The organism is Pseudomonas sp. NFACC24-1 (assembly GCF_900115235.1).
GTDB classification, from domain to species: domain Bacteria; phylum Pseudomonadota; class Gammaproteobacteria; order Pseudomonadales; family Pseudomonadaceae; genus Aquipseudomonas; species Aquipseudomonas fluorescens_AA.
Map to the genome: position 1 here is coordinate 1 of NZ_FOVS01000028.1, position 26,179 is coordinate 26,179.

Genomic DNA, 26,179 nt, shown 5'->3' on the forward strand with positions numbered 1-26,179 from the left:
TTATTTTAAGAAGTTTTCAAAGTTTCGCCTCGGAAACCTCAACAACTTCAACCACTTGCGCCTCCGATCTCTCGTTAGCGGGAGGCGAATTCTACAGCGTTACTCGCTGCTGTCAACACCTCTTTTTCACCGCTTTCGACCGAGAAGATCGAACCGCACATAGAGCCAAACAACACCGCCCCATCTGCCCCTTCCAGACTTCGATGAACTGAAGCCCTGCGCCTTCGAAACCTACTTAACTCATTGAATCTCAAGGAGTTTTCCGCTTAGACTGCGCCGGAAGTGGGGCGAATTATAGACTTCCAGAATCTGCCGTCAACCCTTAATTTCGCATTTCTATCAATAAGTTGCGCAGCACCGGTAAACCTGTCGCTTTTGCCCTTTAACACGCTCCTCTATATAGAAGAGAAGACTCACAGCACCCCAGCCTCTCTAAACGCCATCACCGCAGCCTCGTCCAACCCCAACACTCGCTGCAGCACCTCCAACGTATGCTCTCCTAGTAAAGGAGGCGCATTGCGATACTCCACTGGCGTCTCGGACAGTCGAATCGGACTGGCCACCTGCGGCACTTTACCGGCCAGCAGGTGGGGCAATTCCATCGCCAACCCGCGAGCCTGCACCTGAGGATCGGCAAACACCTGGGCCAGGTCGTTGATAGGCCCACACGGCACACCCGCCTGCTCCAACTGAGTCACCCATTCAGCGGTGGTCTTGAACACCGTCGCCTGGCGAATCAACGGAATCAACACCGCCCGGTTCGCCACCCGCACCTTGTTAGTGGCAAAACGCGGATCATCAGCCCACTGCGGTTGACCGGCAACCTCAGCGAACTTTCGGAACTGGCCGTCATTACCCACCGTCAGGATGAAATCGCCATCCGCCGTCGGAAAATCCTGATAAGGCACGATATTCGGATGAGCATTACCCAAACGCTTCGGCGCATTGCCCGTGGTCAGGTAGTTCATCGCCTGGTTGGCCAGGCAAGCCACTTGAACATCCAGTAGGGCCATATCGATGTGCTGCCCGCCGCCGGCATGATCACGATGAGCCAACGCCGCCAGAATGGCAGCGGTCGAATACAGCCCCGTGAGGATATCCGTCAACGCGACCCCTACCTTCACCGGCCCCGCACCCTCATCGCCTTCGGGGCGACCGGTCAGGCTCATCAAGCCCCCCAGCCCCTGGATCATGAAGTCATACCCGGCGCGCTTGGCGTAAGGGCCGGTCTGGCCAAACCCGGTGATCGAGCAATAGATCAATTGCGGATTGAGCGCCTTTAGCGAGTCATAGTCCAAGCCATACGCCGCCAGGCCGCCCACCTTGAAGTTCTCGATCAGGATGTCGGACTTGGCTGCCAGCTCTCGCACCAGCCGCTGCCCCTCTGGCCGCGTGAAGTCGATGGTTACCGACTGTTTGTTGCGATTGGCTGAAAGATAATAAGCGGCTTCGGTCGTGTTCTCGCCTCGGGCATCCTTCAGGAAGGGCGGCCCCCAGGCGCGCGTATCGTCACCATTGCCGGGACGCTCGACCTTGATGACATCAGCCCCCAGGTCCGCCAGGATCTGTCCGGCCCACGGCCCGGCCAATACCCTCGATAAATCCAATACCCGCAGATGCGAAAGCGCGCCCATGACCGTTCTCCTATTAGTAGAACGCCTGGATACCGGTTTGCGCACGCCCCAAAATCAGCGCATGCACATCGTGCGTGCCTTCATAGGTGTTCACGACTTCCAGGTTCACCAGATGACGCGCGATGCCGAACTCATCGGAAATACCGTTGCCGCCCAACATGTCCCGCGCCATGCGGGCAATATCCAGGGACTTGCCGCAGGAGTTGCGCTTCATGATCGAGGTAATCTCGACCGCCGCCGTGCCCTCGTCTTTCATACGCCCCAGACGCAGGCATCCCTGCAGGGCCAGCGTGATTTCAGTCTGCATATCGGCCAGTTTCTTCTGGATCAACTGATTCGCAGCGAGCGGGCGACCAAACTGCTGACGGTCCAGCGTGTACTGGCGAGCAGTGTGCCAGCAGAATTCAGCCGCCCCCAAGGCGCCCCAGGAGATGCCGTAGCGCGCCGAGTTCAGACAAGTAAACGGGCCCTTCAGGCCACGGACATCCGGGAAGATGTTCTCTTCCGGAACGAATACGTTGTCCATGACGATTTCGCCAGTGATGGAGGCGCGCAGCCCGACCTTGCCATGAATGGCCGGCGCACTCAGCCCCTTCCAGCCTTTTTCCAGAACGAAGCCGCGGATATCACCGGCGTCGTCCTTGCCCCAGACGACAAATACATCAGCGATCGGGCTGTTGGTGATCCACATCTTGCTGCCCGTCAGGCTGTAGCCGCCTTCCACTTTACGCGCACGAGTGATCATCGCACCGGGGTCGGAACCGTGGTTCGGCTCAGTCAGACCAAAACAGCCGATCCATTCACCAGACGCCAGCTTCGGCAAGTATTTCTGTTTCTGCGCCTCAGTCCCGAATTCGTTGATCGGCACCATGACCAGCGAGGATTGCACGCTCATCATCGAGCGATAACCGGAATCCACACGCTCTACTTCACGAGCGATCAGGCCATAGCTGACGTAGTTCAACCCGCTGCCGCCGTACTGTTCAGGAATGGTAGCCCCCAGCAGGCCGACTTCACCCATCTCGCGGAAGATCGCCGGGTCGGTTTTCTCATGACGGAACGCTTCCAGCACCCGCGGTGCGAGTTTCTGTTGGGCGAACTGCTCGGCAGTGTCGCGGATCATGCGTTCTTCTTCGGTGAGCTGCTGATCCAGCAACAACGGATCGATCCAGTTGAAGCTCGCTTTACCGGCCATGAAAGAGTCCTCGCCAATTAAATGAAGTCGTGGATTGATCCTAGGCGCGGTTTCCTACAAGGGCAAACGAGGATTACGCACTAACCTGTGCTAATTTCTCACTTCGTAAACACTATAAACCCTGGTTGCACGGCTAATGAGTGAGGCTTAGGTACATGCGCCGTAAAATCCCCAGCACCGCCGCCCTGGTCAGTTTCGAGGCTGCCGCGCGCCATGAAAGCTTCACCAAGGCGGCGCAGGAGCTTTCTCTCACGCAAGGCGCTATCTGCCGACAGATCGCCAGCCTGGAGGACTTCCTCAGCGTGGAGCTTTTCCGACGCTCGCGCCGCGGCGTCAAACTGACCGAAGCAGGTCTTTCCTACAGCCGACGCGTTGCCACCCAACTGGATGCAGTCGAGCGCGACACACTTTCAGTGATGGGGCACACCGGTGCGAACGTGATCGAACTGGCCGTGGTTCCAACCTTCGGCACCCAATGGCTGCTGCCACGCCTCAAGGATTTCCAGCAGCAGCATCCGGAAGTCACCGTCAACCTGACCAACCGCACGCGCCCCTTTCTCTTTGCCGATACGGAGTTTGACGCCGCCATCTATTTTGGCGATGGGGACTGGTCCGGTACCGAATCCCACAAGCTGATGGGCGAAAATCCGATGCCGGTATGCAGCCCCGCCTTGCTAGACGGTCGCAAGGGCCTGACACCAGAGGAGGTCGCCGAACTGCCCTTGCTCCAGCAGACCACTCGTCCGTACGCATGGCGCCAGTGGTTCAACGCCCAGAGCCTGAATATTGCGCGAGACCTGACAGGGCCGCGTTATGAACTATTCTCCATGCTCGCCCAAGCGGCTATGCACGACATGGGTATCGCGCTGATTCCGCCCTTTTTGATTCAACGCGAACTGGCAGAGAAACGACTGGTCGTGGCCAACCGTAACGCGCTGTCGAGCATCAAGGCCTACTACCTGATGATTCCAGAGCGAAAGGCCGAATCCGCCTCCCTTCGAGCCTTTCGTGATTGGCTCGTGAAAAAAGCCAACAACTATCTACTTGATTAATAAGGGAAAAGTATAAACAGACTTAGGTAGTAAACTAACAGAAGTCGCTACAGATATAAGTTTATGTCGCATTCAGTCAATCTGTTATCAATCCTGTGCAGTAGTCTCCAAAGCGTCTAAATACATGGCCTGGAGCCATATCGCGCAACGCATCAGCGCTTATTCATCTGGCCGATGGGAAAAATTGTCAATTTGAACCTGAATCCTTGGAAAGCACGGCCTACACGGGCTGCCGATCGATAATTGCGACATTCGGTCACAGGGTGACTTGTAGTTAATTTTCCGTCACCCGTCATAATCTCTTGAAGGGCTGAATTTTCGCCTGCAAAATGCCGCGCCCCGTCTGGTTTGGCGGGGCCGTGCTGATCGGCCGCCCCAGCCGCACCATCCGAAGTGCCTGGGTTTACTCAATAAGATCACGCAGGAGATTTGACGTGCACATTGGTGTTCCCCTCGAAACCCAAACGGGTGAAACACGGGTTGCTGCTACCCCGGAAACCATCAAGAAGTTGGTCGGCCAAGGCCATAAAGTCACTGTTCAAAGCGGCGCCGGTATCAAGGCCAGCGTTATCGACAGTGCCTATGAGGCAGCGGGCGCAACCATTGGCAGCGCCAGTGATGCATTCGGGGCCGAGCTGATCCTCAAGGTGGTGGCTCCCAGCGACAGCGAACTGACGCTGATCAAGAGCGGCACCGTTCTGGTGGGCATGCTCAATCCGTTCAACAACGAAACCATCGTCAAGCTGGCCGAGCGCGGCATTACCGCTTTCGCCCTTGAGGCCGCGCCACGCACTTCCCGAGCCCAGAGCCTGGATGTGCTGTCGTCTCAAGCGAACATCGCCGGTTACAAAGCCGTATTGCTGGCCGCCCATTACTATCCGCGCTTCATGCCGATGCTGATGACTGCCGCAGGCACCGTGAAAGCGGCGCGCGTGCTGATTCTCGGTGCGGGCGTCGCCGGGTTGCAGGCGATTGCCACGGCCAAGCGCCTGGGCGCGGTGATCGAGGCTTCGGATGTGCGCCCGGCGGTCAAGGAGCAAATCGAGTCCCTCGGCGCGAAGTTCGTCGATGTGCCTTACGAGACCGACGAAGAGCGTGAGTGCGCCGTCGGCGTCGGCGGCTACGCCCGGCCGATGCCGGCCAGCTGGATGCAGCGCCAGGCCCAAGCCGTGCACGAGCGCGCCAAACAGGCTGACATCGTCATTACCACCGCACTGATTCCGGGCCGCAAGGCACCGACGTTGCTGAGCGCCGAAACTGTCGCGCAGATGAAACCCGGCTCGGTGGTCATCGACCTAGCGGCAGCCCAAGGCGGTAACTGCCCGCTGACCGTGGCTGATCAGGTCGTGATCGAGAACGGCGTGACCATTTGCGGCCCGACCAACCTGGCCGGTGAAGTCGCGGCCGACGCTTCGGCGCTGTACGCCCGTAACCTGCTGGACTTCCTGAAGCTGGTCTTCACCAAGGAAGGTCAGTTCGACGTGAACCTGGAAGACGACATCGTCGCCGCGTGCCTGATGTGCCGCGACGGCCAAGTCATCCGTAAAAACGCCTAAGCAGGGATTCAGACAATGGAAGAGCTTATCTCCCCCGGTATCTACAACCTGATCATCTTCGTGCTGGCGATTTATGTCGGTTACCACGTGGTCTGGAACGTAACGCCCGCGCTGCACACGCCGTTGATGGCGGTGACCAACGCCATTTCGGCGATCGTGATCGTCGGCGCCATGCTCGCCGCCGCGCTGACCGTGACCCCTTTGGGCAAGACCATGGGCACCCTTGCCGTGGCCCTGGCCGCGGTGAACGTCTTCGGTGGCTTCCTCGTGACGCGCCGCATGCTTGAGATGTTCAAGAAAAAAGCCCCGAAAGCCGTAAAAGAAGAGGCGCCCAAGTAATGAGCATGAACCTGGTAACGACGCTCTACCTGATTGCGTCGATCTGCTTCATCCAAGCCCTCAAAGGCCTGTCGCACCCCACCACCTCCCGCCGAGGCAACCTGTTCGGCATGCTCGGCATGGCGCTGGCGGTGCTGACCACTGTGGGCCTCATCTACAAACTGGGGGCCGAACTGGCGACCGCCGGCATCGGCTACGTGATCGTCGGCCTGCTGGTCGGCGGTACCGCCGGCTCGATCATGGCCAAGCGCGTCGAAATGACCAAGATGCCGGAACTGGTGGCGTTCATGCACAGCATGATCGGCCTGGCGGCGGTATTCATTGCCATCGCGGCCGTCGTCGAGCCGCAGTCCCTGGGTATCGTCAAGCAATTGGGTGATTCGATTCCAGCCGGTAACCGTCTGGAACTGTTCCTCGGCGCAGCCATTGGTGCAATCACCTTCTCCGGTTCGGTGATCGCATTCGGCAAGCTCTCGGGCAAGTACAAGTTCCGTCTGTTCCAGGGCGCACCAGTACAGTTTGGTGGCCAGCACAAGCTCAACCTGATCCTGGGTCTGGCAACGCTGGGTCTGGGCCTGACCTTCATGTTCACCGGCAACCTCGGCGCGTTCGCCTTGATGCTGGCCCTGGCCTTTGTCCTGGGCGTGCTGATCATCATCCCGATCGGCGGCGCGGACATGCCGGTAGTGGTGTCGATGCTCAACAGTTATTCCGGTTGGGCTGCAGCGGGTATCGGCTTCTCGCTGAACAACTCAATGCTGATCATTGCCGGTTCGCTGGTGGGCTCGAGCGGTGCGATCCTGTCGTACATCATGTGCAAGGCAATGAACCGTTCGTTCTTCAACGTGCTGCTCGGCGGTTTCGGCAATACCGCAGATGCTGCTGGCCCGGCCGGCTCCAAAGAAGCCCGTCCGGTGAAATCCGGCTCGGCTGACGACGCCACCTTCCTGCTGACCAACGCCGATACCGTGATCATCGTGCCGGGCTATGGCCTGGCGGTGGCCCGGGCCCAGCACGCGCTGAAAGAATTGACCGAGAAGCTGACCCACCACGGCGTGACCGTCAAATACGCGATCCACCCGGTGGCCGGTCGCATGCCCGGGCACATGAACGTCCTGCTGGCCGAGGCCGAAGTGCCTTACGATCAGGTGTTCGAGATGGAAGATATCAACTCCGAGTTCGGCCAGGCCGACGTGGTGCTGGTGCTCGGCGCCAACGACGTGGTGAACCCGGCGGCGAAGAACGATCCGAAGTCGCCGATTGCCGGCATGCCGATCCTCGAAGCGTTCAAGGCCAAGACCATCATCGTCAACAAACGCTCGATGGCCAGCGGCTATGCGGGCCTGGACAACGAGCTGTTCTATCTCGACAAGACCATGATGGTGTTCGGTGACGCCAAGAAGGTCATCGAAGACATGGTCAAAGCGGTGGATTAACCCTCGCCGCTTTACCCGAAAACGCCCCGACCTGTCGGGGCGTTTTGATTTGTATCAAGGCAAAATATTACCGATCCGGTAATGATGTTTTGCCTGAGACGCTTGTAATAGACGCCTAAAATGCGACCTTTGTAGCGGGTCGGGCACAGCGCTAATTCACTAGACTGCGCATCTTGCTTCCAGCCCGAGATAACCACCTATGTACCGTGATCGCATTCGCCTGCCTTCGTTATTGAATAAAGTGATGAGCGCTGCCGAAGCAGCCTTGTTGATTCAGGACGGCATGACCGTCGGCATGAGCGGCTTTACCCGCGCCGGAGAAGCGAAAGCAGTGCCCCACGCCCTGGCTGAACGCGCCAAGATCACCCCGTTGAAAATCAGCCTGATGACCGGTGCAAGCCTGGGCAATGACCTCGACAAGGAGCTCACCGAAGCCGGCGTACTGGCACGACGCATGCCGTTCCAGGTCGACAGCACGCTGCGCAAGGCGATCAACGCAGGCGAGGTGATGTTCATCGATCAGCATCTTTCGGAAACTGTCGAGCAACTGCGCAACGGCCAGCTCAAGCTGCCCGATATTGCCGTGATCGAAGCCGTGGCCATTACCGAGCAAGGACATATCGTACCCACTACATCGGTGGGTAACTCAGCCAGCTTCGCCATTTTCGCCCGACAAGTGATCGTCGAGATCAACCTGGCTCACAACCCGAATCTGGAAGGGCTGCACGACATCTATATCCCGACCTATCGCCCCACCCGTACACCCATCCCCCTGGTGAAAGTCGACGACCGTATTGGCAGCCCCGCCATTGCGATCCCGCCGGAAAAAATCGCCGCCATTGTCATTACCAACCAAGGCGACTCGCCTTCGACCGTCGCGCTACCGGACAGCGACACCCAGGCCATTGCCGATCACCTGATCGATTTCTTCAAGCAGGAGGTTTCGGCCGGCCGCATGACCAACAAGCTCGGGCCGTTGCAGGCCGGGATCGGCAACATCGCCAATGCCGTGATGTGCGGGCTGATCGATTCCCCGTTCGAAGACCTGACCATGTATTCCGAGGTTTTGCAGGACTCGACATTTGACCTGATCGACGCAGGCAAGCTGAGTTTCGCCTCCGGCAGCTCGATCACGCTGTCGGGTCGACGCAATGCCGATGTGTTTGGCAACCTGGAAAGGTACAAGGACAAGCTGGTCCTGCGCCCACAAGAGATCTCCAACCATCCCGAGGTCGTGCGTCGCCTGGGCATCATTGCCATCAACACCGCGCTGGAGTTCGACTTGTACGGCAACGTCAATTCCACCCATGTCTGCGGCACGCGGATGATGAATGGCATCGGCGGCTCAGGGGATTTCGCCCGCAATGCCCACCTGGCGATTTTCGTCACCAAGTCGATTGCCAAGGGTGGGGCCATTTCCAGCGTCGTGCCGATGGTCAGCCATGTGGACCATACCGAACATGACGTCGACATCCTGGTGACCGAGATCGGCTTGGCCGACCTGCGGGGCCTGGCACCAAGGGAACGCGCGCGAGTGATCATCGACAATTGCGTGCACCCCACCTACCGCCAGGCCTTGAATGAATATTTCAACGCCGCGTGCGCCCTGGGCGGACATACTCCGCACATCCTGCGCGATGCACTGAGTTGGCACCTGAACCTCGAAGAAACCGGATGCATGTTGGCCGTCTGATACAGCTGGATCACCGTTATCGCAAATACAGTTTTGGTTGAAGGCCGTCACACGCCCCTAACGAAGCAAAAACTGTACTGCTGTACCGGTGTTTCCTTACAGTCTTCTCCCACAAACTCAACGTCAGCTAGCAAAAATGCACCAATATTGCGCAGACAGGTACAGTTGCCTCAATATCGACCAGTACACCGCTCTTTAACAGTTAACTGGTCTCTCACAATACAGGTGAACTGTATCTAGAGAGACTGGCCAAACGAGAGGATCATGGGCACCAGTCAAACCACTACCTAATCCCGCCACAAGCGGAAGGATGTCAACCATGGAACGTACACTCAGTTCCGAGCTGTTTTTCGAAGACAAAGCTGCAAAAAACCAGGCTTCCCTGCCTCTTCGCGTTATCGCCAACCTGATGTTGTGGCAGCGCCGCATCGCCAGCCGTCACCAACTGGCTCGTCTGGATTCGCGCCTGCTGGCTGACGCCGGTATCAGCGAAGCACAACGCTACGAAGAGCTGAGCAAGCCGTTCTGGCGCTAACTCAGCGTCGCTGGCCCTGACCCACCGGGTCCACCGCCAGCACCGAATTGAACACACAAGACCCGTCGCGGGTAACCGCGACGGGTCTTGTCGTTTCCGGGGACCGATTTTGACGAAAGCCTTGGAGACATAACAGTTTAAACAATATATAAAAAACACCAGTACAGTAGCTCGCCCCATGCAGCCAATGGCGGTCGCAAGGGCTGTCAGCCAACGCGATCCTGTCCTAATATCGAGGCGAACGTGGCGAAGCGAGTCGAGCATGCGTCTCCTCTTCCTGCTACACGCACCGGCATCACCCCATCATTCAAGGAGTTTCATCATGATCCGTCTTCGCCTGCTCAGCGCAGTTGCCCTGCTGGCCGTAGCCGCCCACTCCAACGCCAGCAGCTTCATTGTTACCACCGACTCCATCGTCGGAGCACTCAAGGCCACCTCCGACGTGACCTCCGATGCAACCTCATCCCTGCGTGACAACAAGATCGTTCAAGCCGCCCGTGATGACGCCGCCAGCTTCGTCGCCAGCGAAGGCGCCATCCGTGGCGTGAAACTGGAAAGCGCCCTGGATTACATCCGCCAGCAGGCACCGCAGCTCAACGCCACCGATGCGCAACTGGCCCAAGCCATCCTGGTGATCTGATGCAACATGAAACATCGGGCGCCAAATGGTGTTCCGATGTTTCAGCGCTGGCTCTGGCCCGCCGGTTTGCGCTAGCCTTCAAACTCGCCATCAACCGTCGAGTCCCATGCGTTTCTACTCAGATCTGTTCATCGCGTCTTTCTTCATCGTTTCTTGCTGGTCTGTTCCGGCCCATGCCTTCGATGTGTCCACCCAACAAGTGGTGGTCAGCGGCTATGCCACGAGCATGGTGACCTCCGCGCCCTTCGACCATAAACTGATCGTCGCCGCTCACGATGACGCTGCGGCATTCATCGCCAGCGACGGGCAACTGCGAGGTGCACAACTGGAGTCGGCCCTGGATTACCTGCGCCGGACCCAGCCAAAACTTCACGTCAGCGACCTTGAACTGGCACAAGCAATTCTCGTCCAATAGTTATCCTTATTTTTCCGGAGTCGTTCCATGCGTAGCCCGCTGATTGCTGCCGCCTTAGGCCTGCTGGTGTTGGCCGATGTGGCCCAGGCACATACCCTGGTAGCCACCAGTAACATCATCGTTCGCGCTTCCCAGCGCACGATCGATTTCACTTCCGACACCACCACGTCCATCCGTGATTCGAAAATCGTCCGCGAAGCCCATGACGATGCGGCCAGTTTTGTCGCCAGCAATGGTGAAATTCGTGGTGCTCATCTCGAGGCCGCCTTCGACACCTTGCGCACCCGCGTGCCGGAAGCCCGCGACGCCAGTGACCAGGTTCTCGCCGAAGCCATTCTCGCATTGTGAGGCGGTTCGCCGCCTGGCTGGCGGCCGGGGTCTTGCTGCTCACGGGCAGCATGGCCCAGGCCGGCCTGCAATTGCACCTCAACGTCGAAGGCCTGAGCCCGGCGCAACAGCAGGCCAGCCAGGCACTGCTCGATGAAGCAATGCGGGCCCTGCCGCCGCGCTTCATCGAGCGGCTGGACCGACGCATCGATGTCGGCTGGACCGACCAGATGCCCGCCAATGCCTACGGCCAGGCCTCGCTGGTGTCGCAACTGGACCTCAATAGCAACCTGCTCGACAGCCTTGTGGACGGCAGCGCCGCGACGCAAAAGACCCACCGCCCCCACGGCACCGTGCGCCGGGAAATGCTCGCCACGGTCCTGCACGAACTGACCCACATCTATGATCGCTCGCGTCTATGGCCAGAGGCCGAACGCGCACTGATCCAGCGTTGCACTCGACGCAACAGCAGCGCCGGGTTGATCGGTCTTCCCGATGAATGCCGGGGCCAGAACGACCGCCGTTTCACCCTTAGCGATGATCCTCGCTTGTTGGACCTGGCCGGCTGGCCACAATACGTCGGCCGTCGCGGTGAACGGGAACAGCACAACCGCCAGGTCGCCCGCAGCCCGGATCTCTATGAAACGAGCAGCCCCAAGGAGTTCGTCGCGGTCAACATGGAGTACTTTCTCCTGGACTCCAGCTATGCCTGCCGACGCCCCGCCCTGTATCGCTATTACCAGGAACACTTCGGTTGGGCCCCCGCCGCCAAGGACACCTGCACCCAATCGTTCGCCTTCCTCAACGCCGGGAACGACTTCGCCAAGACACCGCTGGGCAAGGTTGATCCAGAACGGGTCTATGCCATCGATTACCTGCTGGCCGAGGCCAACCAGAACTGGGTGAGCCGCTGGGGCCACAGCATGCTCCGACTGGTGATCTGCGCACCGGGCCGCCCACGTGGCCCGGACTGCCGACTGGATCTGGACCAACACCTGGTGCTGTCATACCGCGCCTTCGTGGGCGATGTGCAGTTGTCGAGCTGGGACGGGCTGGTCGGCAAATACCCGTCGCGCCTGTTCGTATTGCCGTTGGCCCAGGTGATCGATGAATACACCAAGACCGAACTGCGCAGCCTGGCATCGGTGCCGCTGAACCTGTCACGTACCGAGATCGAGGAAACGGTCGAGCACGCCGCCGAAATGCACTGGAGCTACGACGGCAACTATTACTTCCTGTCCAATAACTGCGCCGTGGAGAGCTTGAAACTGTTGCGCAGCGGCAGCAATAACGAGCAACTCAAGGGCTTGGACAGCATCATGCCCAACGGCCTGCTGGAGGTACTCAAGGGCCGGGGCCTGGCGGATACCAGCGTGCTGGATGATCCCAAGGAAGCCTTGCGGCTGGGCTACCGCTTCGACTCATTCCGCGAGCGGTACCAGGCGATGTTCGAGGTGCTGAAGAAGTATCTGCCGATCAAGCAACAAACGGTGGAAGACTGGCTGACCCTGGACGCCGCCGAACGCCGCGTCTGGTTCGAACAGGCCGACCTGCGCACCAGCGCGGCGTTGTTGCTGCTGGAACAGGCCAGTTATCGCCGGCAATTGTTGTTGGCGCAGGATGAAGTCAAACAGCGCTACCTGGGTGCCCGTGAATTGCAGAACGGCGGGATGGAAAGGGCCAATGCGACGCTGCAGCAGATCCTCGCCAACAGCGGTTTCCTGAGCCGTCCGGCCGAACTGCTGGGCAGCAGCGGCTACGGCTTGCCGCAACCCAGCGAGTGGCAACGCTTGGAATCGGAAAGCAGCTTACGGCAGAAACAACTGCAAACGCTGACAGGCGATCTGGACAAGGAAGTCCGGGCGCTGCTCGAGCCGAGCCGCGCGGCTGAAATTGCGGCGAGCGAAGCCAATGTGAAAGAGATTGGCGAGCATTTGCGCAAGCTGCACAAGGCCGGGGGCGGGCTGGAGTTGCCTTGACCCTACAAAGAGCAGCGCCAAGACTGTTCCTGGTGTAATAAAAAAAGGGTTCAGAACCGAGTTCTGAACCCTTTTTTTCGTGGCTGTCAGCTGAATCAAATCAGCCGAGACGCGCCTTGCGCACACCGTCGGCCAGGGCGGCACACAAGCTCAACACCCCATCAATTGCCTGTTCCGATGTTTCGGCGCTGGCGATATGGTCGATCAGCGCCGAGCCCACCACCACCCCATCAGCCAATCGTGCGATGGCGGCAGCCTGCTCCGGCGTACGAATACCGAAACCAATGCTGATGGGCAGATCGGTATGGCGACGCAGACGCGCCACGGCTTCTTCTACATGCTCCAGGGTCGCGGCACCGGCACCGGTCACGCCCGCCACCGACACGTAGTACACAAAACCCGAACTGCCGTTAAGCACCGTCGGCAAACGCACATCGTCGGTGGTCGGCGTCGTCAGGCGGATGAAGTGCAAGCCAGCCGCCTGGGCCGGTTCGCACAGTTCGCTGTTGTGCTCGGGCGGCATGTCCACAACGATCAGGCCATCCACACCGTAATCCAGCGCTTCGCCAATGAAACGTTGCACGCCATAACGGTGGATCGGGTTGAAGTAGCCCATCAGCACCAGCGGCGTCTCAGTATTGTCCTTACGGAACTCGCGAACCATCTGCAGGGTTTTCGCCAGGTTCTGCTGGGCGCCCAAGGCACGAATATTCGCCAACTGGATCGCCGGGCCGTCGGCCATCGGATCGGTGAACGGCATACCCAGCTCGATCACGTCGGCACCGGCCGCCGGCAGCCCCTTGAGAATCGCCAGCGAGGTGTCGTAGTTCGGGTCGCCGGCCGTGACGAAAGTGACCAGGGCGGCGCGGTTCTGTTCCTTGAGTTCGGCAAAACGGGTTTGCAGGCGGCTCATCAGTGTTTCTCCTGCTGGGACTGTTCCATGTGGTGCATCACGGTTTGCATGTCTTTGTCGCCACGGCCGGACAGGTTGACCACCATCAGGTGATCTTTCGGCAGGTTGGGTGCGCGTTTGAACACTTCCGCCAGGGCATGGGCGCTTTCCAGTGCAGGAATGATCCCTTCCAGGCGACAGCATTTGTGAAAGGCTTCCAGGGCTTCGGCGTCGGTCACCGAGGTGTACTGGACGCGACCAATGTCGTGCAACCAGGCATGTTCCGGGCCGATACCGGGGTAGTCGAGACCTGCGGAAATCGAATGGGCATCGATGATCTGGCCGTCGTCGTCCTGCAACAGGAAGGTGCGGTTGCCGTGCAGTACACCCGGAACGCCACCGTTCAGGCTCGCCGCGTGCTTGCCGGTCTCGATGCCATAACCGGCGGCTTCGACGCCGATGATCTCGACACTCTTGTCGTCCAGGAACGGGTGGAACAGGCCCATGGCGTTGGAGCCACCGCCGATGCACGCCACCAGGCTATCCGGCAGGCGACCTTCCTGGGCTTGCAGTTGATCGCGGGTTTCCTTGCCGATCACGGCCTGGAAGTCGCGCACCATGGCCGGATACGGATGCGGGCCTGCCACAGTGCCGATCAGGTAGAACGTGCTGTCGACATTGGTGACCCAGTCGCGCAGGGCCTCGTTCATTGCGTCCTTCAGGGTACCGGTACCGGCGACCACCGGGATCACTTCGGCCCCCAGCAGCTTCATGCGGAACACGTTGGCCTGCTGGCGTTCGATGTCGGTGGTGCCCATGTAGATCACGCAATCCAGCCCGAAACGCGCGGCCACGGTGGCGGTGGCCACGCCGTGCATGCCGGCGCCGGTCTCGGCGATGATGCGTTTTTTGCCCATGCGCCGTGCCAGCAGGATCTGGCCGATGCAATTGTTGATCTTGTGCGCGCCGGTGTGGTTCAGCTCTTCACGCTTGAGATAGATCTTGGCACCGCCGCAGTACTCGGTCAGGCGCTCGGCGAAGTAGAGCGGGCTTGGGCGACCGACGTAGTCGCGCTGGAAGTAGGCCAATTCTTCTATGAAGGCCGGATCTTCCTTCGCCACTTCGTATTCACGGGCCAGATCAAGGATCAGCGGCATCAGGGTCTCGGCCACATAGCGGCCGCCGAATGCACCGAACAGGCCGTTGGCGTCGGGGCCGCTGCGCAGGTTGAAAGGGGTCGTAGGCTGGGTCATCGGGCGCTCCAGGCAAATGCGTTGAAAGACTATGAGGTTCACTCTACCCCTGACATCCCCCGGTGAAAACCGATAAGATCGCCACAACCTGTCAGGAAAACTCACAGATAAAATGAGCCACGATCTTCCTCCGCTCAACGCCTTGCGCGCCTTCGAAGCTACCGCCCGCCTGAACAGCGTAAGCCAGGCGGCCGAACAGCTGCATGTCACCCATGGGGCCGTGAGTCGACAGCTGAAGGTGCTGGAAGAGCATTTGGGCGTCAGCTTGTTCATCAAGGACGGGCGCGGCCTGAAACTCACAGATGCAGGCATGCGCCTGCGGGACGTCAGCGCCGATGCGTTCGAGCGGTTGCGCGGTGTTTGCGCGGAGCTGATGCAAAGTACGGCAGATGCCCCGTTTGTCCTAGGCTGCTCGGGAAGCCTGCTGGCGCGCTGGTTCATTCCCCGCCTGGGCAGGCTCAACGCCGACTTGCCGGATTTGCGCCTGCACCTTTCCGCCGGCGAAGGCGACCTGGACCCCAGGCGACCGGGGCTGGATGCCCTGCTGGTCTTCGCCGAGCCGCCGTGGCCGGCCGATATGCAGGTGTACGAACTGGTGAGCGAGCGGATCGGCCCCGTGGTGAGCCCCCACTACGCCGGATTCGCCCGCTTGCAAGCCGCACCGGCCAGCGCGCTGCTTGACGAGCCGTTGCTGCACACCACATCCCGCCCCCAAGCCTGGCCGACCTGGGCACGACAAAACGCCCTGGAACCCCAGGCACTGAAGTTCGGGCAAGGATTCGAGCATTTGTATTATTTGCTGGAGGCCGCCGTAGCGGGGTTAGGCGTGGCGATCGCGCCCGAGCCGCTGGTGGCCGAGGACGTACGCGCCGGTCGCCTGGTCGCGCCGTGGGGCTTCGATGAAACCGCGGCGCGACTGGCGTTGTGGCTGCCCAAGCGCGCCGCAGATGGGCGCGCTCGGCAATTGGCCCAGTGGCTCAGGCATGAGCTGAGCCAACCGACTCAGTCACCGCGCTTGCACAGCAGGTAAGCGGCCAGCAGACCCAGCGCACCGACTGCGACACCGGCCGTGGTCCACGGGTGTTCCTGCGCATAGTCGCGAGTGGCGATCCCGGTTTCACGGGTTTTCACCTTGACCTCTTCATAGGCATCGCTGAGCAGATGACGAGAATGTTTCAGCGCGCTCTCGGCATTGGCCTTGAGCGACTTGAGGGTCTTGCGCGACTCGTCCGAAGCGTCGTCCTTCAGGCTTTCCAATGACTTGAGCAGACTCTCGATCTCCGCTTCCATGCTTTGCAACGAGGCTTTGCGTAACGAATTGCTGGCCATGGTGGCTCTCTCCTGCAGTGGTTGAGTGGCGTGTGTGAATTGGGACTCCGGTCGTTTCTGAAAGTGCAGTAAATCTGAACTTCAGCGCGCGAACGACGACACACGTAAGGCGAAAAATCGCTGCTAGGCTGTTAAACACAACCAAGGAGAATCCCCATGAGTGATCATCACACTTACAAAAAAGTCGAGCTGGTCGGCTCGTCTCCCACCAGCATTGAAGACGCCATCAACAACGCCTTGGCCGAGGCCAGCAAAAGCCTCAAGCATCTGGAATGGTTCGAAGTCACGGAAACCCGCGGCCACATCGAGAATGGCCGGGCCGCGCACTTTCAGGTGACCATCAAAGTCGGGTTCCGGATAGCCAATAGCTGAGGTTCTTTTGAACTTGCACGCTGGCGGAGTGCCATAGGGAGTGGCGATGCGCTATGGTCTGCGCGTTACGTTTTTTCCAATACCTGCCCTATTTGATCCGACCAAGGAGTGCGAGCGATGAAAAAGTTGATGGTGGCCCTGGGTTTGCTGAGCCTTGCCGGTGGTGCGTTTGCGGCCGGTATGCCCTGCGAAGAGCTGAAAAGCGAAATCGCAGCGAAGCTGGACGCCAAGGGCGTGCCAGGTTATTCACTGGAAATCGTCGATAAAGGCGCAGCGACTGGCGGAAAAGTCGTCGGCACCTGTGAGGGCGGTACGAAAGAAATCATCTATAAAAAGTGATTCTTTCGAACATCAAAGCCGACGCATTGCGTCGGCTTTTTCATGGGCGTCATTCAGCCTTTCATGACCTGCGCCAGCAACTCGTAGGAGTGTAAACGATCGGCGTGTTCGTACAGGTCACTGGTGAAAATCAGCTCATCGGCCTGGGTTTGCTCGATCAATACTTGCAGCTTGGCGCGAATCTTCTGCGGGCCGCCGACCATGGCCAGGCCCAGGAAATCGCCAACCGCCTCTTTCTCATGGGGCAACCACAGACCGTTCATGGTTTCCACCGGCGGACGCTGCACCAGGCTCTGGCCACGCATCAGCGCCAGTATCCGCTGGTACACCGACGTCGCCAGGTAATCGGCCTGTTCATCGGTATCCGCCGCGACCAGCGGCACGCCGAGCATCACATAAGGCTTGTCGAGCACCGCCGACGGTTTGAAGTGGTTACGGTAGATGCGAATCGCCTCGTGCATGAAGCGCGGTGCGAAATGGGAGGCGAATGCGTAGGGCAAACCGCGCTCACCGGCCAATTGCGCACTGAACAGGCTCGAACCCAGCAGCCATACCGGCACGTTGGTCCCGGTGCCGGGCATGGCGATGATGCGTTGATCCGGGGTACGCGGGCCGAGATAGCGCATCAGTTCGGCCACGTCCTCGGGGAAATCGTCCGCACTGCCGGAACGCTCGCGACGCAACGCCCGCGCGGTCATCTGGTCGGAGCCTGGCGCACGTCCCAGGCCCAAATCGATTCGACCCGGGTAGAGGCTTTCCAGCGTGCCGAACTGTTCGGCAATGATCAACGGCGCATGATTGGGCAGCATGACACCGCCGGAGCCGACGCGGATGGTCGAAGTGCCCCCCGCCAGATAACCCAGCAGCACCGCCGTCGCCGAACTGGCGATACCGTCCATGTTGTGGTGCTCGGCTACCCAGAAGCGGGTGTAGCCGTATTTTTCCACGTGCTGCGCCAGGTCCAGCGAGTTGCGCAAGGACTGGGCGGCATTGCCATCGGCGCGCACGGGCACCAAGTCGAGGGTTGAGAATTTCACGTCGGACAGCTGTTTCATGGGCCGGGATCTCCAACGGCGTTCCGGGCTTTTCCTACGGGCAAAAGCCTGCCGTTTCTATAGGTGTGTTCCATGCAATGTGGGCATATACCCGAGTTTCAATAGCAGCGACGAAATTTCCTACTAAATTCGTCGGCTAATCGACAGGGTGAACTTTTACAGGCGGTCTATCCTCACAACCCAGACAGCTAAAAAACACACAGGCGCGGCTTTCGCGCCGAATCTTCAGGAGGCAGACATGGCTATCATCAAGAAAGCATCGGCTCATTGGGAAGGTGACCTGAAAACCGGTATCGGCTCCATCTCCACGGAAACCGGTGTGTTGCGCGAAGCGCCCTATGGCTTCAAGGCACGATTCGAAGGCGGCAAGGGTACCAACCCCGAGGAGTTGATCGGCGCGGCCCATGCCGGCTGCTTTTCCATGGCCTTTTCGATGATCCTTGGAGATGCCGGGCTCAAGGCCGACAGCATCGACACCAACGCCGAAGTGACCCTGGACCAGGTCGAGGGCGGGTTTGCGATCACGGCGGTCAAGCTGGTGCTCAAGGCGAAAATCCCCGGTGCCAGCCAGGCGCAATTCGATGAGCTGAGCAAGAAGGCCAAGGAAGGGTGTCCGGTTTCCAAGGTGCTGAACGCTCAGATCACCCTGGATGCAACGCTGGTGAACTGACGCATGAAAGGATCGCAGCCTTTGCAGCGTTGGCGAAGGCTGCGTTTTTTTGAATGCGGTCGAGCTGTTTACCCTGGCGCAATTATGGTCGAATGAAGCCCGCAGTTTCAGCGCACAGGCAGTGCGCGCTGCCATGAGGAATTCGAACATGAAACGATCAGCCCTGGTGGTCATCGGCTGCGCATTCGCTGCATCAGCCCTTGCCGCACCCAAATCCTGTGAAGAGCTGAAAGCGGAAATCGAAGCGAAGATCCAGGCCAATAACGTGTCGTCCTACACACTGGAAATCGTCACGAATGACGAAGTCCACGACCAGAACATGGTAGTGGGCACTTGCGAAAACGGCACGAAGAAAATCATTTACCAGAAGAACGACCGCTAGGGCGTCCTACGGAACGCAGTTGACTTGTCGCTCTTCGGCCACGATTTGACGCTTGGCGTCATAGAGCCGGGCGCTGGGTGTGAATGCCAGGTTGCGAGCCTCCAGCCGATAACGTTGGCCAGCCTCGAAATGGTCGTAACGCACGAGCATGTAGCACAGCCGTTCTTGCGGTTCGGCTTGCATGCCCAGGCCACCGCCACTGAACACTTCGAAGTCGAAGCGCACTTTCAATTCGTGGCTGCCCGGCGAAACCTGAAAGATCCGTCCGTCTCGCAATCGCTGGCCGTCCAGGCTTTCAGCCATCAGCATTTTGCCGCCCGGCATAGGGGTCGCGAAATCAACCCACGCCATGTTCGGGTCGACCTGGGGCAGCGGGCTCGTTGCACAACCGCTCATGGAGACCAGGGCCAGTAACAGCAGGGATAAGCGCATCGTGAGTTTCCTTAAAACCGGACACTGAGCATAGCGCCAATCACGTTTGTTGGCAGCCCGCCGGCGTACCTTGCCCCACCACTTTGCGCTGCTGATCGTACAGCTTGGCCCAAGGTCGGAAACCTATGCTACCGGCCTGTAGCTGGTAACGCTGGCCGGCGTTGAAGTCCTTGAATTTCAGGTTCAACCGGCAATCGCGCCACAGCGGCTCGGCATCCGGGCCGATGTTGCCGGGCTCGACGGCAAATTGATAACGCACCGTCAGCTCATGGCTGCCGGGTTGCACTTCGAAATAACGCCGGTCAATGGACATCTTGTCATCGACTTCCAGCGCTTGTAGCGCGGTGTCCTGCTGGTTTCCCAGGTCGATCCACGCTTGGGATGGATCCGGGTCAGGCAAGCCGGCACAACCGGTCAGCAGCAACAGGCCACTCGTCAGCATCAACACGCGCATAGCGAAGCTCCAGGCAAGCGAGATAGTCTTGGAGGCAGACTTCCCAGGGTGATTCCAATTGATCAGGCCGCGTTCAAGCCGTCGGTTACTCGACCGTGTTTTCCAGATTTTGTTTCCAGGCCTCCTGCTTTTGTTACTGAACGGTTGCAGTAGCGTCGGTTACTACAGCCAGCTCGTCGGCGGGCAACTGCGGTTGTTGCAGGCCCGGGAGCCTATCGACCAGGTCATTGCCGACCCCGCTCGCGATACCCAACTCAAGGCACACCTGGCCCAGGCGCGCGAGGCACGGGCGTTTGCCAGCGATCACCTGCATTTACCGGACAATCGAAGCTATCGCCTGTATGCGGATATAGGCCGGCCATTCGTCGTCTGGAATGTCTTTGCCACGCCAGAATTTTCCCTGGCGCCGCAGAATCATTGTTTCCCCATTGCCGGTTGCGTGGCTTATCGCGGTTATTACAGCCAGGGCGCCGCCCGTGGCGAGGCCGCGTTGCAGCGCTTGCAGGGCATGGACGTGGCGATTGGCGGTGTGGAAGCCTATTCGACGCTGGGCTGGTTCAACGATCCGATCCTGAGCTCGATGATGCACTGGGGCGACGAACGCCTGGCGACGCTGATCTTTCATGAACTGGCGCACCAGCGGTTTTATGTAAAGGACGACACCGAATTCAATGAGTCCTTCGCCACCTTCGTTGAACAGGAAGGCACCCGACAATGGCGTGCCAGTCGTGGGCTAGCGCCCGACAACGGCAAGCAGGTGCGCCAGCGCGACCAGTTCATCCAACTGATCCTCGACACCCGCCAGCGCCTGGAAACCCTCTACGCCCAGCCCCTGACAGCCGAACAGATGCGCCACCGCAAAGCGGCGGAATTCGAGCGCCTGCGTGCCGACTATGTGCAAATGCGCGACACCCAGTGGGCAGGCGACAAACGCTACGACGCCTGGGTCTACGCGCCACTGAACAATGCGCGACTATTGCCGTTCGGGCTGTACGACCAGTGGGTGCCGGCATTTGCGGCGCTGTTCAGGCGCGAGGGCGGTGATTGGGTTGCATTTTATGCGGCGGTGGAGAAGCTGGGCGAATTGCCGATCGAAGCGCGCAAGGCGGCTTTGAAGGCCTTGGCGCAGCCGAAAACTTCCGCTGACTAGACGGACGTCATCGCGTGTAGGAGCTGCCGAGCGAAGCGAGGCTGCGATCTTTTTCCTGACACTTGAGTCTCAAGCGAAAGATCGCAGCCTTCGGCAGCTCCTACACAACGCACCACCACAAAAAAGGGCATACCAACTCATCGATATGCCCTTTTGATTGCCGCTTTCTTTCCCCCGGCCGAGGTACTCGTAGCAATTATGGGTTGACGCTTTCTTTCAAGGACTTGCCTGGTTTGAAGGCAACAGTGTTGCTGGCCTTGATCTTCACCGGCTCACCGGTCTGTGGGTTCTTGCCAGTGCGGGCGCCGCGGTGGCGTTGCAAGAAAGTGCCGAAGCCCACCAGGGTAACGCTGTCCTTGCGGTGCAGGGCGCCGGTGATTTCTTCCAGGACGGCGTTGAGGACGCGGTTGGCTTGTTCTTTGGTGAGGTCTGCTTTTTCCGCGATAGCGGCGGCGAGTTCTGGTTTACGCATGAATGAAGCCCCTTTGACGGTTTTTTTGTTGTTATGTCCGTGCTGCTCTCTTTGGAACAGCCCCTAAGGCGCCGCAGGCTCTACTCTGCGGCAGACGGAAGTGAGGATGGCACGGTGCCGAAAACGGCGCCAGTGTCCGGGCGACCTTTGTGGGACCAAAAGTAGGGTTTTTGCGACAGAACGACCAGTATTTACGCCAGCAGGGCTGGAAGCTCCTTGTTCAGCGCCAGTTTCTCCATCACCGCCGTGCCTGTCAGGGCATAACCCAACAGGTTGCCTTGAGCGTCGCGGCACAGCGCCTTGATGTCCGCCCCCTGCCCTTCGACGCTCCACACGCCCTCGCTGCCTCGCGGTGGCGGCGACACCACCAAGGGGCACACCGGGGTTTTTACGGTAATCGGCATGGGGCCGTAGCTGACGGCAGTCGGGTTGCCGGCCAGGGTCTGGGCCAGGGCCCGGGCGCAGCTCATCAGCGGCATGACATACAGCAGGTTCAAGCCGTCGACCTCGGCGCAGTCGCCCAGGGCGTAGATATTGGCGTGAGAGGTTTTCAGGTGACGGTCGACCACAACGCCGCGGTTGACCACCAGGCCGGCCGCGGCTGCCTGGTCGATACGAGGGCGCAGGCCGATGGCCGAGACCACCAGGTCGCAGGCGATCACCTGGCCGTCGGACAGGTGTGCCTCCAGCCCGTCGGCGACCTTCTGCAAGCGGTTGAGCACAGGGCCCAAGTGGAAGCGCGCACCGAGGCTTTCCAGCCCGGCCTGGACCGCTGCCGCGGCGGCCGGGTGCAGCAGCGTCGGCATGACTTGCTCGCACGGCGCCACCAGTTGTACTTCGTAGCCACCCAGGCTCAGGTCGTTGGCGAACTCGCAGCCAATCAGGCCGGCACCCAGCAACAACACCCGACGCTTGCCGGTCGCCGCGGCCCTGAAGCGTGCGTAGTCTTCCAGGTCGTTGATGGGAAAGATCAAGTCCGCCCCATCGCCCTGTACCGGCACGCGCACGGTTTCGGCGCCCCAGGCCAGGACCAGGTCGCGGTAGTTCACCGCCTCTTCGCCGATCCACAACCGTTTGTGGCCCGGATCGATGCCGCTGATGCGGGTATGGGTACGCACTTCGGCCTTGAGTTGCTCGGCCATGGCCCCCGGCTCGGCCATGCTCAGGCCGTCGGCGTCTTTGTTCTTGCCAAAGCCGGTGGAGAGCATCGGCTTGGAATACGAGCGACCGTCGTCCGCAGTGATCAGCAGCAACGGGGTTTCACTGTCGAGCTTGCGAAACTCCCGGGCCAGGTTATAACCGGCCAGGCCTGTACCGACGATGACGACAGGTGCGCTCATATTGCTCTCCATTTGATGAAACGATCAGTTGATTTCGATCATTTCGAAATCCATTTTGCCGACGCCGCAGTCCGGGCACAGCCAGTCTGCCGGTACATCCTCCCAGCGGGTGCCGGGCGCGATGCCATCGTCAGGCCAGCCGTCAGCTTCGTTGTAGATCAGGCCGCAGACAATACATTGCCACTTCTTCATTCCAATACTTCCTCAAGATGTCAGGCCTTGGCCGGTATTTTCCGGCTCAGGGCCGTTTTGTACTGATCGGTTGCGACAGATGCAAGCATGATCAGCTGTGCAGCCGGCCGGGCCCGTCAAAACCCGCGACCGACATGGTAAGCTCGCGGCCTCATTTGCTGCCATTCAAGACCTCTGTGCCGCATACAAATTCGATATTTCCTACACTCCAATGGCTGCCCCAGCACCTGCTGTCGCCCCGCCCCGATGCGGGTGTACTCGATTGGCTGTTCGACGAAGGCTCCCTGACCCGGCGCCTCACGCGCCTGTCGGACGGCCATTTCAGCGTGACGCCATTGTTCGAAGGCTGGCAGCCGTTGCGCGCCGACGAATGTGCCGCCCTGGACCTGGCCGAGGGTAGCGAGGGCTGGGTACGCGAAGTGTATCTGCGCGGCCGCGACCAGCCTTGGGTGTTCGCCCGCAGTGTGGCGGCGCGCAGTGCCTTGCAGGGTGACGGGTTGCAGATGGACGAACTGGGCAGCCGCTCCCTGGGCGAATTGCTGTTTTGCGACCAGGCGTTCCAGCGCCGGGCCATCGAGGTTTGCCATTACCCCGAGGCCGGGTTGCCACAAGACGTCCGCGCCAGCGGGTTGTGGGGTCGCCGTTCACGTTTCGATCGCGGTGCGTTGAGCGTGCTGGTGGCGGAAATCTTCCTGCCACGCTTGTGGACTGTCGCCCGCGCCTATTCGGAGAATTTCTGATGTACGTGCAACTGCTCAAATCCTTGAATCGCCTGAATCCACGGGCGTGGGACTTCGTGCAACTGACCCGTATGGACAAGCCCATCGGCATCTACCTGCTGCTGTGGCCGACACTGTGGGCGTTGTGGATTGCCGGTGAAGGCTCGCCGTCCATCGCCAACGTGGTGATTTTCGTCCTCGGCGTGGTGCTGACCCGCGCCGGCGGCTGTGTGATCAATGACTGGGCCGACCGCAAGGTCGACGGCCACGTCAAACGCACCGAGCAGCGCCCGCTGGTGAGCGGCAAGATCAGTTCGAAAGAAGCGCTGGTGTTCTTCGCCGTGCTGATGAGCGTGAGCTTCCTGCTGGTGCTGTGCACCAATGCACCGACCATCCTGTTGTCCCTCGGGGGGCTGGCGCTGGCGTTCAGCTACCCGTTCATGAAGCGCTATACCTACTACCCGCAAGTGGTGCTGGGCGCGGCGTTCTCCTGGGGCATGCCGATGGCGTTCACTGCCGAAACCGGGCATCTGCCGGCGGCCGCGTGGTTGCTGTACATCGCCAACCTGCTGTGGACGGTGGGCTACGACACCTATTACGCGATGACCGACCGGGACGATGACTTGCGCATCGGCGTGAAATCCACGGCGATCCTGTTTGGCGACGCCGACCGGGTGATCATCCTGACGCTGCAAGGCCTGGCCTTGGGCTGCCTGCTGCTGGCCGGGTCGAAATTCCAGCTGGGTGGCTGGTTCCACCTGGGGCTGGTGGCCGCTGCCGCGTGCTTTGCCTGGGAATTCTGGTACACCCGTGGCCGGGACCGGATGCGTTGCTTCCAGGCGTTCCTGCACAACCATTGGGCCGGGTTGGCGATTTTCGTGGGGATCGTGCTGGATTACGCGCTGCGCTGAAGCCCACCGTTACCTTGTGGCGAGGGGATTTATCCCCGCTGGGTTGCGCAGCAACCCCCATACAGCCAATGAGTTTGGCCTGATACACCAAGGCGACAGATCTGGGGCCGCTTCGCGCCCCAACGGGGATAAATCCCCTCGCCACAATGATCTGCCGCTACTTTGGCGAAAAACTATCAGTCGGGCTTGGCGACCTTCCAGGCGCCGTCCATTTTGCCGTCACCGGTCATGTCCCCGGCCTTTTTGTCCATGACAAAGGTGTACAGCGGCTTGCCATTGTAGGCCCACTGCTTCTTGCCGTCGTCGCGGGTAATCACGGTCCATTTACCCATGGGCTTGTCGCTTTCTTCGGCCATGAGCGGTGGCCAGTTGGCGGCGCATTTGTCGTTGCACATCGACTTGCCGCCCGAGTCTTTGGCAAACGTATACAGCGTCATCTCCTTGTGGTCAGTCAGCACCCCCTTGTCTGAGACCATCGCCGGCTCAGCCGCGAACGCCCAGGTCGGCAGCGCCAGTGCAGCTGTGACCGCCAGTGCCTTGATGGATTGGGTGAAGTAAGTCATGGAAACCTTCTTTTGTGGTTGTCAGGATTCGGACTGAAAAGCGTAGCCCAGGATCCCCCTCGCTGCCGGGTCATGAAATAACTGTCACACGACTGCAATAATTCCGTTATCTAATGCGGCGCAAGACAGTTAAATGACAAGAGGATTACCCCATGGTTGGCAGGAGCATTCTGATCGTCGACGACGAGGCACCCATCCGCGAGATGATCGCCGTTGCGTTGGAGATGGCCGGCTATGACTGCATGGAAGCAGAAAACTCTCAACAGGCCCATGCCATCATCGTCGACCGCAAGCCCGACCTGATCCTGCTGGACTGGATGCTTCCCGGCACGTCAGGTATCGAACTGGCGCGACGCCTCAAGCGCGACGAGCTGACCGGTGATATCCCGATCATCATGCTCACCGCCAAGGGCGAAGAGGACAACAAGATCCAGGGCCTGGAAGTCGGTGCCGACGACTACATCACCAAGCCGTTCTCCCCACGGGAACTGGTGGCGCGCCTGAAAGCCGTGCTGCGCCGCGCCGGGCCGACCGATGGCGAAGCGCCGATTGAAGTCGGTGGCCTGCTGCTCGACCCGATCAGCCACCGCGTGACCATCGACGGCAAACCCGCCGAGATGGGCCCGACCGAATACCGCCTGCTGCAATTCTTCATGACTCACCAGGAACGTGCCTACACCCGCGGCCAATTGTTGGACCAGGTCTGGGGCGGCAACGTCTACGTCGAGGAACGCACCGTGGACGTGCACATTCGGCGCCTGCGCAAGGCCCTCGGCGATGCTTATGAAAATCTGGTACAAACCGTGCGCGGCACCGGTTATCGTTTTTCGACCAAGGCCTGATCCGAGCCCTT

31 protein-coding genes are annotated in these 26,179 nt (G+C 59.9%); 19 read left to right on the forward strand and 12 right to left on the reverse strand.

Features of this window, described 5'->3' with window-relative positions; all coding sequences use genetic code 11:
- Positions 1-413: 413 nt before the first annotated feature.
- Positions 414-1,634: a CaiB/BaiF CoA transferase family protein gene (locus BM317_RS22480; RefSeq protein WP_092476311.1), complete on the reverse strand. Its 1,221-nt coding sequence runs from the start codon at positions 1,632-1,634 to the stop codon at positions 414-416.
- 13 nt (positions 1,635-1,647) lie between these two features.
- Positions 1,648-2,829 (reverse strand): acyl-CoA dehydrogenase, encoded by a 1,182-nt coding sequence (locus tag BM317_RS22485; protein ID WP_014335919.1) that lies wholly within the window; start codon positions 2,827-2,829, stop codon positions 1,648-1,650.
- Positions 2,830-2,984: 155 nt separating this feature from the next.
- Here BM317_RS22485 and BM317_RS22490 point away from each other — a divergent pair, with 155 nt between their 5' ends.
- From BM317_RS22490 to BM317_RS22535, 10 genes are all read left to right on the forward strand, one after another.
- Entirely contained in the window at positions 2,985-3,881 is an 897-nt protein-coding gene (locus BM317_RS22490; protein ID WP_092476313.1) for a LysR family transcriptional regulator, read from the forward strand.
- Positions 3,882-4,315: 434 nt separating this feature from the next.
- Positions 4,316-5,437, forward strand: coding sequence for a Re/Si-specific NAD(P)(+) transhydrogenase subunit alpha (locus tag BM317_RS22495; protein ID WP_092167624.1), 1,122 nt, complete (start codon positions 4,316-4,318; stop codon positions 5,435-5,437).
- Positions 5,438-5,452: 15 nt separating this feature from the next.
- Positions 5,453-5,776, forward strand: coding sequence for an NAD(P) transhydrogenase subunit alpha part 2 (locus BM317_RS22500; RefSeq protein ID WP_003187010.1), 324 nt, complete (start codon positions 5,453-5,455; stop codon positions 5,774-5,776).
- Positions 5,776-7,212, forward strand: coding sequence for an NAD(P)(+) transhydrogenase (Re/Si-specific) subunit beta (locus BM317_RS22505; RefSeq protein WP_092167627.1), 1,437 nt, complete (start codon positions 5,776-5,778; stop codon positions 7,210-7,212). Before BM317_RS22500 ends, BM317_RS22505 begins: the two co-directional genes overlap by 1 nt.
- A 199-nt stretch (positions 7,213-7,411) precedes the next feature.
- The gene (locus BM317_RS22510; RefSeq protein ID WP_092167630.1) at positions 7,412-8,905 is read left to right on the forward strand and encodes an acetyl-CoA hydrolase/transferase family protein; all 1,494 of its coding nucleotides are present in this window, start codon (positions 7,412-7,414) and stop codon (positions 8,903-8,905) included.
- A 319-nt stretch (positions 8,906-9,224) separates the two neighbouring features.
- Entirely contained in the window at positions 9,225-9,440 is a 216-nt protein-coding gene (locus BM317_RS22515) for a DUF1127 domain-containing protein (protein ID WP_072398028.1), read from the forward strand.
- 322 nt (positions 9,441-9,762) lie between these two features.
- Positions 9,763-10,080, forward strand: coding sequence for a DUF2388 domain-containing protein (locus tag BM317_RS22520; RefSeq protein WP_003196441.1), 318 nt, complete (start codon positions 9,763-9,765; stop codon positions 10,078-10,080).
- Positions 10,081-10,186: 106 nt separating this feature from the next.
- A complete protein-coding gene (locus BM317_RS22525; protein WP_092167633.1) occupies positions 10,187-10,495 on the forward strand; it encodes a DUF2388 domain-containing protein in 309 nt (102 codons plus the stop codon).
- Positions 10,496-10,522: 27 nt separating this feature from the next.
- Positions 10,523-10,843, forward strand: coding sequence for a DUF2388 domain-containing protein (locus BM317_RS22530; protein ID WP_003187020.1), 321 nt, complete (start codon positions 10,523-10,525; stop codon positions 10,841-10,843).
- A complete protein-coding gene (locus BM317_RS22535) occupies positions 10,840-12,801 on the forward strand; it encodes a DUF7844 domain-containing protein (protein WP_092476317.1) in 1,962 nt (653 codons plus the stop codon). Before BM317_RS22530 ends, BM317_RS22535 begins: the two co-directional genes overlap by 4 nt.
- A 100-nt stretch (positions 12,802-12,901) precedes the next feature.
- Here the strand turns inward: BM317_RS22535 and trpA are convergent, their stop codons facing one another.
- On the reverse strand, positions 12,902-13,714 hold the full coding sequence (gene trpA / locus BM317_RS22540) for a tryptophan synthase subunit alpha (protein ID WP_092476323.1): 813 nt from the start codon (positions 13,712-13,714) through the stop codon (positions 12,902-12,904).
- Positions 13,714-14,946 carry a tryptophan synthase subunit beta gene (gene trpB / locus BM317_RS22545; protein ID WP_053127073.1) on the reverse strand — a complete coding sequence of 411 codons (1,233 nt, stop codon included), beginning with the start codon at positions 14,944-14,946 and terminating at the stop codon, positions 13,714-13,716. The genes trpA and trpB overlap by 1 nt, the downstream gene beginning before the upstream one ends.
- A gap of 112 nt (positions 14,947-15,058) precedes the next feature.
- Between trpB and BM317_RS22550 the strand changes: the two genes are divergently transcribed.
- Positions 15,059-15,976 (forward strand): LysR family transcriptional regulator, encoded by a 918-nt coding sequence (locus BM317_RS22550; protein ID WP_092476327.1) that lies wholly within the window; start codon positions 15,059-15,061, stop codon positions 15,974-15,976.
- On the opposite strand, the gene BM317_RS22555 is transcribed toward BM317_RS22550, so the two are convergent.
- Entirely contained in the window at positions 15,949-16,275 is a 327-nt protein-coding gene (locus tag BM317_RS22555; protein ID WP_025211165.1) for an ElaB/YgaM/YqjD family protein, read from the reverse strand. The genes BM317_RS22550 and BM317_RS22555 overlap by 28 nt on opposite strands.
- A 156-nt stretch (positions 16,276-16,431) precedes the next feature.
- On the opposite strand from BM317_RS22555, the gene BM317_RS22560 reads away from it, so the two are divergent.
- Together BM317_RS22560 and BM317_RS22565 are read left to right on the forward strand one after the other, a co-directional pair.
- Complete coding sequence (locus BM317_RS22560) at positions 16,432-16,647, forward strand: dodecin (protein ID WP_003177209.1); 216 nt, start codon at positions 16,432-16,434, stop codon at positions 16,645-16,647.
- A 117-nt stretch (positions 16,648-16,764) separates the two neighbouring features.
- Positions 16,765-16,986, forward strand: a complete 222-nt coding sequence (locus BM317_RS22565; protein WP_092476330.1) for a DUF1161 domain-containing protein — start codon at positions 16,765-16,767, stop codon at positions 16,984-16,986.
- Positions 16,987-17,039: 53 nt separating this feature from the next.
- Here the strand turns inward: BM317_RS22565 and BM317_RS22570 are convergent, their stop codons facing one another.
- Positions 17,040-18,041 carry an LLM class flavin-dependent oxidoreductase gene (locus tag BM317_RS22570; RefSeq protein WP_092167650.1) on the reverse strand — a complete coding sequence of 334 codons (1,002 nt, stop codon included), beginning with the start codon at positions 18,039-18,041 and terminating at the stop codon, positions 17,040-17,042.
- A gap of 238 nt (positions 18,042-18,279) precedes the next feature.
- Here BM317_RS22570 and BM317_RS22575 point away from each other — a divergent pair, with 238 nt between their 5' ends.
- Together BM317_RS22575 and BM317_RS22580 are read left to right on the forward strand one after the other, a co-directional pair.
- The gene (locus BM317_RS22575; protein WP_092476333.1) at positions 18,280-18,711 is read left to right on the forward strand and encodes an OsmC family protein; all 432 of its coding nucleotides are present in this window, start codon (positions 18,280-18,282) and stop codon (positions 18,709-18,711) included.
- A 148-nt stretch (positions 18,712-18,859) separates the two neighbouring features.
- Entirely contained in the window at positions 18,860-19,093 is a 234-nt protein-coding gene (locus BM317_RS22580) for a DUF1161 domain-containing protein (RefSeq protein ID WP_003196417.1), read from the forward strand.
- A 6-nt stretch (positions 19,094-19,099) separates the two neighbouring features.
- Here BM317_RS22580 and BM317_RS22585 read toward each other — a convergent pair whose 3' ends face one another.
- Together BM317_RS22585 and BM317_RS22590 are read right to left on the reverse strand one after the other, a co-directional pair.
- Positions 19,100-19,525: a PA0061/PA0062 family lipoprotein gene (locus BM317_RS22585; protein ID WP_060739799.1), complete on the reverse strand. Its 426-nt coding sequence runs from the start codon at positions 19,523-19,525 to the stop codon at positions 19,100-19,102.
- A gap of 40 nt (positions 19,526-19,565) precedes the next feature.
- A complete protein-coding gene (locus tag BM317_RS22590) occupies positions 19,566-19,979 on the reverse strand; it encodes a PA0061/PA0062 family lipoprotein (protein ID WP_060739800.1) in 414 nt (137 codons plus the stop codon).
- A 58-nt stretch (positions 19,980-20,037) separates the two neighbouring features.
- Here BM317_RS22590 and BM317_RS22595 point away from each other — a divergent pair, with 58 nt between their 5' ends.
- The gene (locus tag BM317_RS22595) at positions 20,038-21,129 is read left to right on the forward strand and encodes an aminopeptidase (RefSeq protein ID WP_092476336.1); all 1,092 of its coding nucleotides are present in this window, start codon (positions 20,038-20,040) and stop codon (positions 21,127-21,129) included.
- 196 nt (positions 21,130-21,325) lie between these two features.
- Here BM317_RS22595 and BM317_RS22600 read toward each other — a convergent pair whose 3' ends face one another.
- The 3 genes from BM317_RS22600 to BM317_RS22610 form a co-directional block, all read right to left on the reverse strand.
- Positions 21,326-21,601, reverse strand: coding sequence for an HU family DNA-binding protein (locus tag BM317_RS22600; RefSeq protein ID WP_060739802.1), 276 nt, complete (start codon positions 21,599-21,601; stop codon positions 21,326-21,328).
- Positions 21,602-21,792: 191 nt separating this feature from the next.
- Positions 21,793-22,941 (reverse strand): NAD(P)/FAD-dependent oxidoreductase, encoded by a 1,149-nt coding sequence (locus BM317_RS22605; protein ID WP_092167655.1) that lies wholly within the window; start codon positions 22,939-22,941, stop codon positions 21,793-21,795.
- A gap of 24 nt (positions 22,942-22,965) precedes the next feature.
- Positions 22,966-23,133, reverse strand: a complete 168-nt coding sequence (locus BM317_RS22610) for a rubredoxin (protein ID WP_003177199.1) — start codon at positions 23,131-23,133, stop codon at positions 22,966-22,968.
- Between the two features lie 176 nt (positions 23,134-23,309).
- On the opposite strand from BM317_RS22610, the gene BM317_RS22615 reads away from it, so the two are divergent.
- Together BM317_RS22615 and ubiA are read left to right on the forward strand one after the other, a co-directional pair.
- Positions 23,310-23,873 carry a chorismate--pyruvate lyase family protein gene (locus BM317_RS22615; RefSeq protein ID WP_092167989.1) on the forward strand — a complete coding sequence of 188 codons (564 nt, stop codon included), beginning with the start codon at positions 23,310-23,312 and terminating at the stop codon, positions 23,871-23,873.
- Entirely contained in the window at positions 23,873-24,763 is an 891-nt protein-coding gene (gene ubiA, locus BM317_RS22620) for a 4-hydroxybenzoate octaprenyltransferase (RefSeq protein ID WP_014335898.1), read from the forward strand. Before BM317_RS22615 ends, ubiA begins: the two co-directional genes overlap by 1 nt.
- A gap of 176 nt (positions 24,764-24,939) precedes the next feature.
- On the opposite strand, the gene BM317_RS22625 is transcribed toward ubiA, so the two are convergent.
- A complete protein-coding gene (locus tag BM317_RS22625; protein WP_092167657.1) occupies positions 24,940-25,326 on the reverse strand; it encodes a COG4315 family predicted lipoprotein in 387 nt (128 codons plus the stop codon).
- 152 nt (positions 25,327-25,478) lie between these two features.
- Here BM317_RS22625 and phoB point away from each other — a divergent pair, with 152 nt between their 5' ends.
- Positions 25,479-26,168: a phosphate regulon transcriptional regulator PhoB gene (gene phoB, locus BM317_RS22630; protein ID WP_003177195.1), complete on the forward strand. Its 690-nt coding sequence runs from the start codon at positions 25,479-25,481 to the stop codon at positions 26,166-26,168.
- Positions 26,169-26,179 lie beyond the last annotated feature (11 nt).